Annotated in this window: 13 protein-coding genes; 7 read left to right on the plus strand and 6 right to left on the minus strand. The window is 48.5% G+C overall.

All coding sequences use genetic code 11. The features are described 5' to 3' along the window. Positions 1-3 precede the first annotated feature (3 nt). Together H6G50_RS10975 and H6G50_RS10980 are read right to left on the minus strand one after the other, a co-directional pair. Positions 4-456 carry an EVE domain-containing protein gene (locus tag H6G50_RS10975; protein WP_190716089.1) on the minus strand — a complete coding sequence of 151 codons (453 nt, stop codon included), beginning with the start codon at positions 454-456 and terminating at the stop codon, positions 4-6. 48 nt (positions 457-504) lie between these two features. Then, positions 505-816 (minus strand): hypothetical protein, encoded by a 312-nt coding sequence (locus H6G50_RS10980; RefSeq protein ID WP_190716092.1) that lies wholly within the window; start codon positions 814-816, stop codon positions 505-507. A gap of 202 nt (positions 817-1018) precedes the next feature. Here H6G50_RS10980 and H6G50_RS10985 point away from each other — a divergent pair, with 202 nt between their 5' ends. Both H6G50_RS10985 and H6G50_RS10990 read left to right on the plus strand, forming a co-directional pair. Next, positions 1019-1891 (plus strand): Tab2/Atab2 family RNA-binding protein, encoded by an 873-nt coding sequence (locus tag H6G50_RS10985; protein ID WP_190716094.1) that lies wholly within the window; start codon positions 1019-1021, stop codon positions 1889-1891. Between the two features lie 78 nt (positions 1892-1969). Beyond that, positions 1970-3289 (plus strand): metallopeptidase TldD-related protein, encoded by a 1320-nt coding sequence (locus H6G50_RS10990; RefSeq protein ID WP_190716174.1) that lies wholly within the window; start codon positions 1970-1972, stop codon positions 3287-3289. Positions 3290-3551: 262 nt separating this feature from the next. On the opposite strand, the gene H6G50_RS10995 is transcribed toward H6G50_RS10990, so the two are convergent. After that, positions 3552-4163 carry a CP12 domain-containing protein gene (locus H6G50_RS10995; protein WP_190716096.1) on the minus strand — a complete coding sequence of 204 codons (612 nt, stop codon included), beginning with the start codon at positions 4161-4163 and terminating at the stop codon, positions 3552-3554. A 136-nt stretch (positions 4164-4299) separates the two neighbouring features. Here H6G50_RS10995 and H6G50_RS11000 point away from each other — a divergent pair, with 136 nt between their 5' ends. The 5 genes from H6G50_RS11000 (at position 4300) to H6G50_RS11020 (ending at position 11637) form a co-directional block, all read left to right on the plus strand. Further along, the gene (locus H6G50_RS11000; RefSeq protein ID WP_190716098.1) at positions 4300-5232 is read left to right on the plus strand and encodes an NAD-dependent epimerase/dehydratase family protein; all 933 of its coding nucleotides are present in this window, start codon (positions 4300-4302) and stop codon (positions 5230-5232) included. A gap of 570 nt (positions 5233-5802) precedes the next feature. Continuing rightward, positions 5803-6948, plus strand: coding sequence for a Gfo/Idh/MocA family oxidoreductase (locus H6G50_RS11005; protein WP_190716100.1), 1146 nt, complete (start codon positions 5803-5805; stop codon positions 6946-6948). Positions 6949-7268: 320 nt separating this feature from the next. Then, positions 7269-7982 (plus strand): SRPBCC family protein, encoded by a 714-nt coding sequence (locus tag H6G50_RS11010; RefSeq protein WP_190716102.1) that lies wholly within the window; start codon positions 7269-7271, stop codon positions 7980-7982. 120 nt (positions 7983-8102) lie between these two features. After that, positions 8103-9320, plus strand: a complete 1218-nt coding sequence (locus H6G50_RS11015) for a zinc-dependent alcohol dehydrogenase (RefSeq protein ID WP_190716104.1) — start codon at positions 8103-8105, stop codon at positions 9318-9320. Positions 9321-10302: 982 nt separating this feature from the next. After that, the gene (locus H6G50_RS11020) at positions 10303-11637 is read left to right on the plus strand and encodes a hypothetical protein (RefSeq protein WP_190716105.1); all 1335 of its coding nucleotides are present in this window, start codon (positions 10303-10305) and stop codon (positions 11635-11637) included. Here H6G50_RS11020 and H6G50_RS11025 read toward each other — a convergent pair. The 3 genes from H6G50_RS11025 to H6G50_RS11035 form a co-directional block, all read right to left on the minus strand. After that, positions 11559-13412 carry a tetratricopeptide repeat protein gene (locus H6G50_RS11025; protein ID WP_190716106.1) on the minus strand — a complete coding sequence of 618 codons (1854 nt, stop codon included), beginning with the start codon at positions 13410-13412 and terminating at the stop codon, positions 11559-11561. The two genes, H6G50_RS11020 and H6G50_RS11025, sit on opposite strands and share 79 nt — an antisense overlap. Before the next feature lie 803 nt (positions 13413-14215). Next, positions 14216-14521 carry a type II toxin-antitoxin system RelE/ParE family toxin gene (locus H6G50_RS11030; protein ID WP_190716108.1) on the minus strand — a complete coding sequence of 102 codons (306 nt, stop codon included), beginning with the start codon at positions 14519-14521 and terminating at the stop codon, positions 14216-14218. Next, positions 14518-14787: a type II toxin-antitoxin system ParD family antitoxin gene (locus H6G50_RS11035; RefSeq protein ID WP_190716110.1), complete on the minus strand. Its 270-nt coding sequence runs from the start codon at positions 14785-14787 to the stop codon at positions 14518-14520. The genes H6G50_RS11030 and H6G50_RS11035 overlap by 4 nt, the downstream gene beginning before the upstream one ends. Positions 14788-15294 lie beyond the last annotated feature (507 nt).

A 15294-nucleotide genomic window follows, 5' to 3' on the forward strand; every position in this document is an offset into this window, starting at 1 on the left:
TCCTCACTCGCTATTTTTGAGGATTTCTCGGGCAACTTTTTCCGCTACCGGCATTACGGACAAACGATTGCCGGGGCGGACTAAAAGAAGTTCTGTTGCCTCGAATTGGGCTTTTAAACGCGACAGGGATAAAGGCTGAGAAAATATCTTGACAAATTCGACCTCAACTGCATTCCAACGCGGCGCTTCGGGGGTAGCTTTAGGGTCAAAATAGGCGCTATTGGGGTCAAATTGGGTAGGATCGGCAAAATTGCTGCGAATGACGCGCGCGAGTCCGACAATTGCGGGGGTTGTAATGTTGGAATGGTAGAAAAAGACGCGATCGCCCGGTTGCATTTGCCGCAAAAAATTACGGGCTTGATAGTTGCGAACGCCATCCCAAACGGTTGTCCCGTCGCGTTCCAGGTCGTGGATACTGTAAGTTTGGGGTTCGGATTTGAGCAGCCAGTCAGTCAAAATTAAAAATTAAAAATTAAAAATTAAAAATTAAAAATTTTCTATTGATTATTCATTATTGATAATCTCCGCTTCATCTTGAAGCTTTGTGTCGTTCGGAATGTCTGGATAGCGAGAATCTTGGCGAACGCGCAGAATGGCTTCGCGATCGGTTCGTTTGCTCTCCGTCAAGCGTTGAACTTCTTGCTCGAAGCGAGCGATCCCCTGTTGAAAAAAGTTGGGAGAAGAATTTTCAATCAGCGATCGCTCGATTTCTGGGGGGAGAAACGTTTCCGGGCGACCTTGCGCCCAAGCGGGGCGACTCACTCCCAGCCCTATCATCAAGAGAGTGCAAATCCCGAACCTTGTCGAAAAATTCATGGCTTGCCTGCATCCAATCGAAAAACTCTACTGGTTTTCAAGGATAGCAGGATTAGTAATTCGTAATTCGTAATTCAGCCCTCAGCCCTACATAATTCATCACTCATAATTCATAATTCATAATTCCGCTCCGAGACTGAGTTGAGGTATTGGGTCGCGAATCCGGTAAAGTGTATAAGGTAAGCCGTCGCCATCATTGGGTATGGGAAAGACCATTTGGGAACTCGATTTTTACTCGCGTCCGATCTTCGACGAAAACCAAAAAAAAATGTGGGAGGTCTTAATTTGCGAAAGTCCACTCGATGTGACGCGATCGCCAGATTCCCTATTTCGCTATGCCGAATATGTTGATAGTGCTGAGGTGAACTCGCTCCGCCTGCGTCAAGCGCTAGAAAATGCGATCGCGCAAGCACCCGCGCCGCCCAATAAAATCCGCTTCTTTCGCCGCCAGATGAATAACATGATTCTCAAAGCGTGCGAAGATGCCGATATTCCGGCCGCCCCCAGCCGTCGGACTTATGTCCTCGATCGCTGGCTAGAAGACAGATTGGCAAATTTTTACCCCCAACAACCGGGATACGATCCCGCTGCCGCCCGAGCGGCTAACGTTCAATTTCCTGCTTCTACCGTCATTCCCCTTCCCGAGACGGTTAAAGGCGACAAAACCGATAAATGGAGTTTCGTCAGCTTAGAAGCCGCCGCTTTTGAAGACATGAGCGAGTGGGACATTGCTTTTGGCGAAGCCTTTCCTGTCGAAATGATGGACGTTGCGCCGGACGCTCGCATCCCCGGATTCATTGTTTACTCGCCTCGGGCGATGCCAATGGCTGCCTGGATGTCCGATTTAGAAATGTCGTTCCTGCAATTTGAGGCGGGAAATCTGCCCAAACTTCGGCTGGAAACTGGCGCGAGCGACAGTTGGAGTTTAGCGAATCTAACAACGCCTCAAACCGTCGCGGAAGGAGAAGGATTTGAAATCGCAAAAGCCAAAGCCAACGGCATTCATTTTTTCGCTATCCAATCGAATCCCGCATCGGAATCCTTTGCCGGATTTTGGCTAATGAAGTCAAGTTAAGCCATTCTTGGCGCTATACGAGCGTTTTCGCGCGAGATGAAAACGTTTGAATTCCAACATCCAACCTCCAAAACTCGGATGACCAAACATTATCCCGAACATCGGCAAGCAGAAGACCTCGCCGCACAACTGCTGGATTTAGCAGCTAGAGCGGGAGCAGAACGGGCTGAAGTTTACCACTCGCAAGCTCTCTCGCGTCCGGTGTTTTTTGAGGCTAATCGGCTCAAACAACTCGAAATTTCTGAGTCGGAAGGAACGGCGCTGAGGATTTGGCGCTCTGGTTGTCCGGGGTTAGCGGTGGCTTACGGACAAGTAGATTTGCAAGCGTTAGTGGAAAAAGCGATTGCGCTTTCTCACCTCACTACCCCCGAAACACCGGAAATGGTCGAAGGGGAAACCCACATTTTTCCCGATTTGGGCGAAGAAATGGCGGTGGAAGAGTTGGTTAAACTCGGACGCGATGCGATCGCTCATTTGCGGGAACGCTATCCAGAAGTCCTCTGCGGCGCGGAATTGGAGTGCGAGCGCGAAACCACGACGCTGATTAATTCTCGCGGCCTTTACTGCCAATATACCGATATTACCCTCAGTTGTTTTTTAGGCGCGGAATGGGTGCGGGGCGAAGATTTCCTCGGGATCTACGAATCTCAGGAAATTCGCGGTCAACTGAATTTAGTGCCGATGGTGCGATCGATGTTAACGCGCTTGGATTGGGCTGCCCGGAATACAAAATCGCTTTCCGGACGCATCCCCATCCTTTTTACTAACAACGCCGCGCCTTTACTCTGGGAAACTGTTTCCGAAGCCCTCAGCGGCAAACTTATCGCTGAAGGCGCTTCGCCCTGGACGGAACGGCAAGATGAATCCGTCATTGCTGACTGTCTTACCCTGCGTCAGAAGCCGACAGAAGGCCCCTATAGCTGTCCTTTTGATGACGAAGGAACCCTGACGCAATCTTTTGCCCTGATTGAGGGGGGCAAAATGAAACAAGCGTACTGCGATCGCGCGACGGGTCGTCTCCTCGGCATTCCCAGCACGGGTAACGGTTTTCGTCCCAGTTTGGGGCGCTATCCGACCCCCGAACTGATTAACCTCGCGATCGATCCCGGACGGGGCAGCCTTGAAAACTTAATTGCATCCATCGATCGAGGAATTTTAGTCGATCGCGTCCTTGGGGATGGGGCCGATATTTCTGGCGATTTCTCCGTCAATATCGATCTCGGCTATCGTATCGAAAACGGCGCGATTGTCGGCAGGGTCAAAGATACAATGGTCGCCGGGAATGTCTATACTGCCCTCAAGCAAGTGATTGCCCTCGGAGGCGATGCCGTTTGGAATAGTGCTTGTTATACTCCTTCCATTCTCGTTAGCGGCTTATCTGTTGTGGGCGGAAGTTAAATAATGAATAATGAATGGTGAATAATGAATTATGAATTATGAATTATGAGTGATGAATGAGGAAAATTATGAAGGATGAGGGGTGAATTTTAATCGATTAAAAACGAGATTGGGAGAGAAGAATAAAAAAGACCGCTGTTAAAAACAGCAGTCTTTATAAACACAAAACAGTTACTTTGTCAAGCTATTTTTCGATACTCTTAAAAATTAAGCGATTTCATTGCCAATTGATACAGGACAATTGGCAATTATTCAGGACAGTCTAGGTATCGTAAACGCGAGCTTCTAAAGCGTCGGGGTTATCTTCACAGTATTCGTCAAAATAACTTTTATCCATCTTTTTTGCTCGGCGATGAGCCGCATCTGCTTGCATCTCTTCAACAATGTCCCAAGCCGCAGCACATTCGGGCGAAGTGGGGCCTTTTTCAGCACAAACCGCGCGAGCATTTTCTCGGGCTTGTTGGATATCGTTTTCAATAATCACTTCTTTCGGTTGCTCGACAAAATCTCCTTTACGGAGAATATCGGTGACAGAAATTACCCCTAAAAGCTTGTCTTGAATGACAGGAGCGCGGCGGATGCGAGTATTAGCAAATAAGCGCGCCACATATTCCACCTCGAGTTCTGGATTGACGGTGATGCAGGGCTTAGTCATGATTTCGTAGACTCGTACCGTCTTCGGATCGATTCCGTAAGCTGTTACTTTGTAGATAACATCGGTTTCAGTAACAATTCCGTAAGCATCCTGTTCGGTACGACGTTCGACAATTAGCGATCGCAAGCCGCGCTCTTTCATTAACTTAATGGCTTCCGTCACGAGCGCCGATCCGCGAATGGTGACGACATCGGTCGTCATAATATCCGAGGCTCTCATATAATAAAAGTTTTTACTGAACAATCTTTAAATATTGTTAAGGACAACGGGACAAAACGCAACTGGTTAAACGGTTGCCTGCACTTATAATTTAAGAGTCTAAGATTATTGCTTTGGATTGTTCGGAGGGAATTGGATGCGGATTTTAATAATGGGGGGAACGCGCTTTATTGGGGTGGCGCTGACTGAGAAATTGCTGGAAGCCGGACATGAGGTGGTGCTATTTAACCGAGGCAATAAACCCATCCCAGAAGGAACGACGCAAATTAATGGCGATCGCACCGATGCTACTCAACTGAAAGAAAAGTTGACAAATGAATCGTTTGATGTTGTCTTTGATAATAACGGCAGAGAGCTAAGCGATACGCAGCCGTTGGTCGAGATTTTTGGCGATCGCGTCCAGCATTTTATCTACGTCAGTTCGGCGGGAGTTTACCTCAAATCCGAGCAAATGCCCCATCGCGAAGGCGATCCTGTCGATCCGAAAAGTCGCCACAAAGGGAAACACGAAACCGAAAGCTATCTGGCTACCGCCGGGATTCCTTGGACTTCAATTCGGCCGACGTATATTTACGGCCCTCAAAATTATAACGACTTGGAAGCCTGGTTTTTCGATCGCATCGTCCGCGATCGCGCCATCCCCATTCCCGGAAACGGCGCGCATTTCACCCAATTCGGTCATGTACGGGACTTAGCGGCAGCAATGGTGGCAGTTTTGGGCAACGAAAAAGCGATCGCTCAGATTTATAATATATCCGGCGATCGCTACGTCACCTTCGACGGTTTAGCGCGCGCCTGCGCCACCGCCGCCGGGAAATCCCCCGATGCCATAAAACTGGTGCATTACGACCCCAAACAGTTTGACTTTGGCAAGCGCAAAGCCTTCCCCCTGCGCGTACAGCACTTTTTCGCCGACGTGCATAAAGCAATGGACGAATTGAACTGGCAGCCGGAATTCGATCTCGTTTCGGGGTTAAAAGATTCCTTCCAAAACGATTATCTCAGCAGTGGACGCGATCGCGCCGAGATTGACTTTTCCCTCGACGACGAAATTCTCGATCGAGCTTAATTTCAACTGGCAAATTTCTATCTTGAAACTCTCCGCACTTTTAGGGCGGAGATTTTTGTGCTGAAGACGGCCTTAATGTCTTTTGTCCTTACAGTATCGATTCCCGCCGAATAACCGCGCTCCGTCTTTTGATAGAGTGCCAATCCTCATTTATCTATCGATGGTTTGAGGAGAAAGCATCTGGGCTTCATCTAGTATGACTTTACAGTTGTCGAAAGCTAGGGAAGAGCCATATAAGCTCTCATCAGAAAAGTAAGGAAAGATTTTTTTTCAACCTAGAAATGAAGCAGACAGCATCCGTACCACGGGATGCACGCCCCAGAGGAAGTAGAACGATTGTCTGTGCGCCGAGCTAAAGGATTACGAGCAAAGCCTTGAATTCAACGCTCATACGCCAGATTAGCCCATTTTCGGAAAGGAAGAAAAGCCAGTCGCGATCGCACTCGCGATTCATGCAATGTACCTTGCAGGGAGTTAAGGTTCCCCTTATTTCAACGCGAAAGCTATCTTCCCGAGTTACCCATTTCGTTAAAAGACAACGACAGCCCAACGATCGCTAGAGCAACTTTCATGATAAATACCCAAGCACAAACTGCCTCATCCAGCACCCAGAGGGGCAAAATCCGTTATGCAGTCGTCGGTCTGGGCTGGTTCGCTCAGTCGGCAGCCTTACCCGCCTTCGAGCAATCGGAAAATTCCGAGCTAGTGGCGCTGGTTTCAGACGACCCAACGAAGCTGAAGGAATTGGGAAAAGAATACGGAATCGAGCAGACTCATTCCTATGAAGAGTATGACGAATTGCTCGCGAGTGGCAAGATCGATGCGGTCTATATTGCTTTGCCCAATCACCTGCACTGCGACTATACAGTACGGGCGGCTAAAGCGGGCATTCACGTTTTGTGCGAGAAGCCGATGGCGATGGACGTAGCAGAATGCGAAGAAATGATCCAAGCGGCAAAAGAGAATGATATCAAGCTCGCGATCGCGTATCGCCTGCATTTAGAAGAAGCGAATTTACAAGCCGTAGAGATCGTGAATTCGGGCAAACTTGGCGAACTGCGTATCTTTAATTCCTTATTTACCCAAGCAGTGGAAGACGGTAACATTCGCCTCGATCGCGAAATTGGCGGCGGAACGATCGAAGATATCGGCATCTACTGTATCAATGCGGCGCGTTACCTGTTCCAAGACGAACCCCTAGAAGTCTTTGCAACTAGCGCTAGTAATGGTGAGGAACGGTTTAAAGAGGTTCCGGAAATGACGAGCGCGATTATGCGCTTTCCCGGCGATCGCTTGGCGGCGTTTACTTGCAGCTTTGGTGCTGCTAAAACGTCGCACTATCAAGTGTTGGGGACGAAAGGCGATTTACGAGTCGAACCAGCTTATGCCAGTTCGGGGGAAATCAAGCACGTTCTCACGATTGAGGACGACAAAAAAGAGACTACTTTTGAACCCCACGGTCAGTTAGCGGCTGAGTTTGTCTATTTCTCCGACTGCATTTTACAAAACAAAGAGCCGGAACTGTCGGGCAAAGAAGGATTGATTGATGTCGCCATTATTAATGCCTTGAACGAGTCGATCGCAACGGGTTGCTTTGTCCCCATCTCTGTGCCGGAACGCGATCGCCGCCCGACTGCCGAGCAAATAATCGAACGTCCTCCAATTGAGGAAGAACCCGATTTAATTAATGTCGCAGATCCAGCAGGTAACACTTAATACCAATTCAAAATTAAAAATGAAGAAACCTAGATATATTAAGGGTTTCAGCCTCAAGATATGTCGTCCGAACTCGGAGAATTGGTTTAAACAGCGCTTCTGTCGTCGGGTGAATCTTATTTTTTCCCGCTTCAATCTACAGAAATCGGGAATGCTTACATTGAGCATTATGTCAATAGGCTGGGGCGAATTAATCCGGCAGAATGACTTTCGACCCTAGCGAACAAATGAAGCAGTTTGTAAGAGGAAATAAGCCTCTTCATTCGGTCGATAACAGTTGTAGTTCTGGGGTTTTACCCCATCACAAGGAGATAGAAAATATGGAAATAACATCGAGTAGTAATAGCGAGCCAGAAAGAGAGCGCGCGGGAAATATTAGCGAGACCGAGCGCTGGGGTTCTTTGATTGCCGGAGGGGCCATGATTCTGACTGGATTGAGTCAGCGATCCTTGCGAGGCGCTCTATTAGCGGTAGCTGGCGGTGGCTTGGCTTATCACGGTGCAACGGCAGACAAAAGTTTGCCCGATCGCGCCATTGAAGCCACAGGTTTGGATAAACCGATTCGAGTCGAAAAAACCGTCGCGATTCAAAATAAGTCGCCGGAAGAACTTTATCGTTTTTGGCGCAATTTTGAAAATTTGCCCGCTTTTATGAAACATCTGAAATCGGTGACAGTGCTGGACGAACGGCGATCGCATTGGGTGGCTGACGCGCCGTTAGATAATGCGGTGGAGTGGGATGCTGTTATTGCCAGCGATCGCGAAAATCAACTGATTACTTGGATGTCGGTGGAAGGCTCGCAGGTGGAACATTCGGGCTTAATTCGATTTCGCGCGCTACCCCACGGACGCGGTACTGAAGTCAAAATGGTCATTGAATATAGCGTTCCGGGCGGTCAATTAACTTCCGCGATCGCGAAACTCTTTGGCGAGTCCCCAGAACAGCAAATTGGCGAAGATTTGCGCCGCTTCAAAATGTTAATGGAAGCCGGAGAAATCGCGACGACCGAGGGGCAACCTACGGGGCAAAGGTAATTCGTAGTTCTAATTCGTAATTCGTAATTCGTAATTTGGAGTTCGCGAATTACCAATTAGCGACGAATTGCAGCTTTGCGGTTTGATAAGACTGATTATTTACATTAACAAAGACTTGATATGAAAGCAGTTTGTTGGCAAGGAACTCGTAAGATCGAGGTTGAAAATGTACCGGAACCGACCATTCTCAATCCTCGCGACGCGATCGTTAAAATAACCACTACCGCCATTTGCGGATCGGATTTGCACCTCTACAATGGTTACAATCCGACGATGCAAAAAGGCGATATCCTCGGTCACGAATTCATGGGCGAAGTGGTCGCCGTGGGAAGGGCAGTGAGTCGCGTTAAATTAGGCGATCGCGTCGTCGTTCCCTTTACCATTTCTTGTGGGGCTTGCTTCTTTTGCCAGCAAGATTTATGGTCGCTGTGCGATAACTCCAATCCCAATGCTTGGATGCCAGAAAAAGCAATGGGTCATTCCCCCTCCGGTTTATTTGGCTACTCCCATCTCACCGGCGGCTATGCGGGCGGTCAAGCCGAATATGCCCGCGTTCCCTTTGCTGATGTGGGTTTGTTCCCAATTCCCGAAGGACTCACCGACGAACAAGTCGTATTTCTCACCGATATTTTCCCCACCGGCTACATGGCTGCGGAAAATTGCCACATTCAGCCGGGAGATACCATCGCCATTTGGGGCTGCGGCCCGGTGGGACAATTTGCAATCAGAAGCGCCTTCCTACTCGGTGCAGAGCGCGTTATTGCGATCGATCGCGTTTCGGAACGCTTGCAGATGGCGAAAGCTGGAGGTGCAGAAATTTTGAATTACGAGGAAGTCGAAGTTGGCGAAGCCCTCAATGAAATGACGGCCGGACGCGGGCCGGATGCGGTTATCGATGCGGTGGGGATGGAAGCCCACGGAATGGGGTTAGAAGGCTTTTTCGACAAAGCCATGCAAGCAGTGAAACTGGAAACCGATCGCCCGAATGTTTTGCGTCAAGCGATCGTAGCCTGTCGCAAAGGCGGTACGGTATCAGTACCCGGAGTTTACACCGGATTCATTGACAAAGTGCCGATCGGCGCGTTGATGAACAAAGGCTTAACCCTGAAAACAGGTCAAACCCACGTCCATCGCTACTTCCAACCCCTGATCGAACGCATCCAAAAGGGCGAAATCGATCCGTCTTTTATCATTACCCATCGCCTACCGTTAGAGGAAGCCGCGCGAGGGTACGAAATCTTCGATGCCAAGAAAGAAAACTGCATTAAAGTCGTGCTAAAACCGGGGATGACTTCCGACAGCCGAGGAGTCGCATTACCGTCCTCCGTGACTCCGTAATACCAATTCCCCGTCCTGATGCACTAAATTTGATCGGTCGGGGCATCATTAGCGTCAACTTAGGGTGAAACCCACTCATAAAGCGGAATCGCCCTCACCCCCAGCCCCTCTCCCAACCCTGGGAGAGGGGAGCAACAGATAATTCTTCTCCCCCCTCGCCCAAAATTGGGAGAGAAAAGTAGGGTGGGCAGCGCCCACCAGCCAAGATTTTCATCGTTTAGAAACGTACACTTACGTTTTCAGTAGCGCTATATAAGAAGGCATAGCCTTTTTCAAATGGATGAGGTAGAAAAGTTGAAATTAGATGGGTAGGGGCGAATGGCATTCGCCCGCGCGGTGTATAGCCTTTTTCAAATGGATGAGGTAGAAAAGTTGAAATTAGATGGGTAGGGGCGAATGGCATTCGCCCGCGCGGTGTATAGCGTTTTTCAAATGGATGAGGTAGAAAAGTAGGGTGGGCAGCGCCCACCAGCCAAGATTTTCATCGTTTAAAAACGTACATTTACGTTTTCAGTAGCGCTATATAAGAAGGCATAGCCTTTTTCAAATGGATGAGGTAGAAAAGTTGAAATTAGATGGTAGGGGCGAATGGCATTCGCCCGCGCGGTGTATAGCGTTTTTCAAATGGATGAGGTAGAAAAGTTGAAATGAAATGGATAGGGGCGAATGGCATTCGCCCGCGCGGTGTACCTCACGTCAACGAAAAATGCGATCTCCAAAAAGTGATTCAAGTAATACCAACTCCCCGTCCTGATGCACTAAATTTTATCGGTCGGGGCATTGCACTGCAATGCCCTAATTGGGGCCGAACAGTGCAAGATCGAGTGGAATTGGTATTCGCTGTTTTCTATTCGGGGACTTAAAGCTTAAAGCTGTACTTTATCCAAAAGAGAATTGCTGTAATATTCGCCCTAAATTTTAGGTTCGCAGCTAACTGTCGGCAAAACCGCTATACTGAGAACGCGAAATCCAGGATGGAGATATGGCGAGTACCGACTTAGAACGCGCAAAACAACTCAAACAAGCCCTAGTCGATTATGTTTACGACGCTGAAGGGGATTTAGCCGTTGCCTTAGAAGCTTATGTTGCCGAATGGGGCAGTCGGGAACGGCAAGGTTACGATGTTCGCCAGCAAGGGTTGGTTTTCGATGCTTTTTTAAGCGAGGGAGAAGTTAACTCGCAAACTCCCATCGCATTGTTCGCCCGAGAAGAAAGCAGTTTAAGCGCTGAGGATCGCGCGCTCCTAGATAACTGGCAAAATAGCTTTACGGGTTTGTTTGAAGTGCTAGAAATTCAGCAGGCTCGCTTCGAGTTAATGAATTGGCTTACTGCTAAGCAGTATACCGTTTTTCCGAGCGGCGAAGTCCCTTTAGAAGAAACGCAACGATGGCAACCCGGAGATATTATTTTAACCCGTCTCGCGCCGCTGGGCGAGGGCGAATGGATGTTTTCTGGCGGCTGCGTTTTTAAGGGAAAACTCGGCAAACCGAAACTTGCCGTCGCGATCGGCGAATTTAAAAAGAATTTTCCCGATCGCCTCTATAGCGATGCACCGGAGTTATTAGAAGAAGCTTGGGAATCGGTTTCGCAGTACCATCAAGAATTTGTGGATTATTTTGGCAGCGATCGCCTCGAACTTCCCGGCTACCAACTCGAATCAAAGTTGGGAGAGTTGCAACAGAGAATGACCCAAAAACGCTTGGAAGCAGCGGGAATCGATAGTTCTAAATCGTTGAAGGAAATCGCACGGGAACGCGGCGTTGATGAGGCAGAATTAGAAGCGGCGGTGGAGGAAAGCGGTTCTGATGCAAGCGAGGTGAAACAGGCGCTAGAAAGTAAGTTGAATTCGCGCATGATAACGCCAAAAGTTGACTTGCCCGACGCGATAAAGAAGGCAGAACGAGTAACGCTTTTTTCGCATCCGCGCTGGGGACAAATGATTTTACCGACTTACCCGAAGTTGCAAGATTTATTAGAAGCAGAAGAGCCGCTTTCGGTTGAAAATTATAGCGTTTTAGTTCGCAAGGCATTGGAGGATCCTCAAATCAATTATTTCGTCTGGCAACAGTTGAAAGTAGAGCATCCAAGTTCGTTGGAGAAGGTGTTACAAGCGGTTCTCAATCGCCAAGATTTTCAACTGGAGCGCGATTTAGATGAGGTGTTGGCAAAGTACGATAAAGTTGCCGAACCGCAATTGCCAGAAATTGCTAGCGTTCCGATTCACCTCCACGATTTGTTTCAAGAAGCTGTCGCGAAAGTGAATGAGTCGAAGGGAAAGACGAAGAAAAAAACAAAGTCTGGAAAAGGGTTTAAATAATGAATAATGAATAGGGAATAATGAATAATGAAGAGAAACTTGCTTTCACAAGCAATGAGCGATATAACGCCCTCACCATAATGGTGCGTTATATCGTTTCGGTAGGGGCGCGGATTTCGAGGTCGCCTCGAAATTAAACGCCGCTCTGTAGGGGCGAATGGTATTCGCCCGCTGGGTGTACTGCGTTCTTTGCCGAGGGAGTATTGCAACAGGACGGTTTCGGGGTCGAGGACTTGTTGCTGGATTTGGGGCAAGGTCAGGGGTTGGGGCTGTTTGAGGTCGGCGTAGGCGGGGTTGGTGCGGCGGATTTTCGCCAGGAGTTGGTTGAGTTCGCCGAGGACGGTATCGCTTTGGTTGTCGAGGGCGGTGAGTGTGTCGGCGGTAGGGTTGCGACTGAGGAGGGCGGCGCGACGGACTTCAATCGCTTGCAGTTGTTGGCGCAGGTTTTTTTCTTGTTCGAGGAGTTGGGGCGCTGCACCTTCGTTGAGGTTGAGGCGGGCGCTGTTGAGGAGTTCGAGGAGGGTGCGGGCGCGGCTGCGTTCGTTGGTGTTGAAGGCTTCCTGGGGGTTGCCCATCTGCATCAACAGGTCAGTTTTAAATTTGTAGAAGTCTTGGACGGTGGCGAAGTAGGAGGTGCGGAGGTCGGTGTTGTCGATTTGGGTGCGGAGGTCTTCGATGAGGGCGATAGCGGCGTTGATGTTGTCGAGGGCTTGGGGGAGTTGGTTTTGTTGGCGGTGGAGGTAGGCGAGGTTTCCGAGAACGTAAACTTCGCCTTGCTTATCTTCGATAGCACGAACTAAGGGTAGGGCTTGGTTATAATACTCCAAGGCTTTCTGTTTCTCTCCTAAATCGGAGTAAAGGAAACCAATATTGTGGAGGGTTCTCGCTTCACCGCCGCGATCGCTCACTGCACGGTCTAAGGGTAGGGCGAGAGCGTAATACTCCAAGGCTTTCTGTTTCTCTCCTAATGCGTTGTAAACCGCACCGATATTGCTGAGGGTAGTAGCTTCCCCGCTGCGATCGCTCACTGCACGGTATAAGGGTAGCGCGAGAGCGTAATACTCCAAGGCTTTCTGTTTCTCTCCTAAATCGAAGTAAACCGCACCAATACCCGTGAGGGTGGTGGCTTCACCGCCGCGATCGCTCACTGCACGGTATAAGGGTAGGGCGAGAGCGTAATACTCCAACGCTTTCTGTTTCTCTCCTAATGCGTTGTAAACCGCACCGATATTGTGGAGGGTAGTGGCTTCACCGCCGCGATCGCTCACTGCACGGTATAAGGGTAGGGCGAGAGCGTAATACTCCAACGCTTTCTGTTTCTCTCCTAATGCGTTGTAAACCGCACCGATATTATTGAGGGTAGAGGCTTCCCCGCCGCGATCGCTCACTGCACGATATAAGGGTAGGGCTTGGTTGAAATACTCCAAGGCTTTCTGTTTCTCTCCTAATGCGTTGTAAATAAAACCAATGTAGTTAAGTGCAAAAGCTTCTCGCTGCTGGTTTCCGAGTTCACGAAACAACGCCCTCGCCCGTTCAAACACCTGAATCGCCTGTCGCAAGGATTCCGCAGAACCTTCTTGATACAAACGCACCCCTTCCTGCAATAACCGTTCTGCTTCCGCATTCGCATCGTTCTGCGCGACGAGGCTTCGCCCCTCTTCCCTTGCAGTTTCCACTCCCATTGCGATTCCCGCCCCCGCACTGAAGTAGCAGCAAGCCGACATCAACGCAAGGCAAAAAGAAGCAGTATTTCGATGCAATGAGCGGGTTTTCATGGCGCTTAACTTCAGTAGAATTGGATAAAAATTTTGCAAGAGTAGGGTGTGTTAGCGAAGCGTAACGCACCGATTCAATAAACCCCATTGGTGCGTTACGGCGCGAATCAAATAGGGATATTTTAAAACCTTAACTTAGCCCGCGCCTAATACGCCCGACTGGCTAGTAAACTTCGCGGTTTAGCCGTTATTATAAAACGCAGTTGGGGGTAGGGGCGGCTCCGTTACCAAAATTGTAATGAAAGGGAATTAGGTAGGGGCAACCGCATTGCTCATTAGTGTCAATTTAAGCTTAAACCTGCTCGCCCAGCCCGCCTTGGGTTCAAACCCAAGGCTAATAACTTAAGTCATCTAAAGATGACTGGGAAATTCAAATGTATCCAACCCGTTTCAACGGGTTTCAGCTATCAGCCAGGAACTTGAGTTCCTGGCGGGCGAAGTGTTTCACCTTAAGTTGACGCTAATGAGTATTTCTATGCTCTGTAACGCTATTAACAAATTAGCCGGGGTGGCATTGTCAATTTTTGGCAATTTTTCTCGGATTTGAGCTAAGGCAATGCCCACCCTACATCTCGCTCAATTCTCGTTTTTCATTCGATGTGGAAGTGAAAGCACCAAGACGGTGCGTTACGGCGCGCTGAAAAATCTCCTCCTTTTTCTGAGGTTTAGCTTGCGCCTAACGCACCCTACTGCCGTGACACACCTTAAATGAGGCTTTAGAAAAACTCTTGAAACCCGATCGAGTAAGCAATAGAACGAGAAACCTATCGCACAGTTTTAGCTGTGTCACGGCACTACATCTGTCATTCTTCATTCAACTCAGAAAATAACGATTCTAAGTCCCGATACCCACTCACAACACGAGCAACATCTATTCCATCTTCCCGGGCATAGTAAAAAACAATGCGCTCGTCAACAATAAACCCTCGCAAGCCAGGAGACAGCTTGCTATAACTTTTACCCATATTGGGAAAATCCGCCACAACTTTACATCTTTCTCGAATTTTCTCAAACAGCTTACTGGCTGCCTTGGGGTTATTCCGAGCAATATATTCGCAAATTTCATCTAAATCTTGAATCGCATCATCTGAGAATGAATAGCTGCTCATGCTTCCGAATCTGAAATTAAGCGAATTTTCTCCTGTAAGCGGGCAAAAACCACCTCGCCATCCGTTACTTGTCCCTTAGCAATTTGCTCGGTTCCGCTGGCAATTTTCAGTTTGAGTTCTTCTAGGCGCTTTTGTTGTAAGGCACGATTTCGTTTCTCTAGCAGTTGTAAGGCTTCACTAATTAGCTGCTCAATACTGTTATAGTTTCCCTGTTCTAGTTGTAATTGAATGTATTTTTCCTGTTCGAGTGTTAAGGTTATCTTCATTGTTTAACGTCCTCTAAGAGTTCTTAAAACAAGTGCGATCGCCCCGCGCCTAATACGCCCGACTTGGCTAGTAAACTTCGCGGTTTAGCCGTTATTATAGAACGCAGTTGGGGTAGGGGTGGCTCCGTTACCAAAATTGTAATGAAAGGGGAATTAGGTAGGGGCATAGCACTGCTATGCCCGATAACGCTATTAACACATTAACCGTGGTGGGCATTGTTGATTTTTGGCAATTTTTCTCAGATTTTAACTAATACCAATTCTCATGGATTTTGCACGATTCCCGAAGAGGGCATAACAATGTTATGCCCCTACGATGAAAAATTTATTGCATCGTAACTGAGAATTGGTATAAGGCAATGCCCACCCTACTTCTCGCTCAATTCTCGTTTTGCATTCGATGTGGAAGTGAAAGCACCAAGACGGTGCGTTACGGCGCGCTGAAAAATCTCCTCCTTTTTTCCGAGGTTTAGCTTGCGCCTAACGCACCCTACTTAACTAACTTAA

The organism is Oscillatoria sp. FACHB-1406, from assembly GCF_014698145.1.
GTDB lineage: Bacteria > Cyanobacteriota > Cyanobacteriia > Cyanobacteriales > Spirulinaceae > FACHB-1406.

Coding starts and splice junctions, on each gene's coding strand:
- H6G50_RS11025 (WP_190716106.1), bottom strand. CDS start 13,412: ATGAAAACCCGCTCATTGCATCGAAATACTGCTTCTTTTTGCCTTGCG.
- H6G50_RS11030 (WP_190716108.1), bottom strand. CDS start 14,521: ATGAGCAGCTATTCATTCTCAGATGATGCGATTCAAGATTTAGATGAA.
- H6G50_RS11015 (WP_190716104.1), top strand. CDS start 8,103: ATGAAAGCAGTTTGTTGGCAAGGAACTCGTAAGATCGAGGTTGAAAAT.
- H6G50_RS11000 (WP_190716098.1), top strand. CDS start 4,300: ATGCGGATTTTAATAATGGGGGGAACGCGCTTTATTGGGGTGGCGCTG.
- H6G50_RS10990 (WP_190716174.1), top strand. CDS start 1,970: ATGACCAAACATTATCCCGAACATCGGCAAGCAGAAGACCTCGCCGCA.
- H6G50_RS11020 (WP_190716105.1), top strand. CDS start 10,303: ATGGCGAGTACCGACTTAGAACGCGCAAAACAACTCAAACAAGCCCTA.
- H6G50_RS10980 (WP_190716092.1), bottom strand. CDS start 816: ATGAATTTTTCGACAAGGTTCGGGATTTGCACTCTCTTGATGATAGGG.
- H6G50_RS10995 (WP_190716096.1), bottom strand. CDS start 4,163: ATGAGAGCCTCGGATATTATGACGACCGATGTCGTCACCATTCGCGGA.
- H6G50_RS11010 (WP_190716102.1), top strand. CDS start 7,269: ATGGAAATAACATCGAGTAGTAATAGCGAGCCAGAAAGAGAGCGCGCG.
- H6G50_RS11035 (WP_190716110.1), bottom strand. CDS start 14,787: ATGAAGATAACCTTAACACTCGAACAGGAAAAATACATTCAATTACAA.
- H6G50_RS10985 (WP_190716094.1), top strand. CDS start 1,019: ATGGGAAAGACCATTTGGGAACTCGATTTTTACTCGCGTCCGATCTTC.
- H6G50_RS11005 (WP_190716100.1), top strand. CDS start 5,803: ATGATAAATACCCAAGCACAAACTGCCTCATCCAGCACCCAGAGGGGC.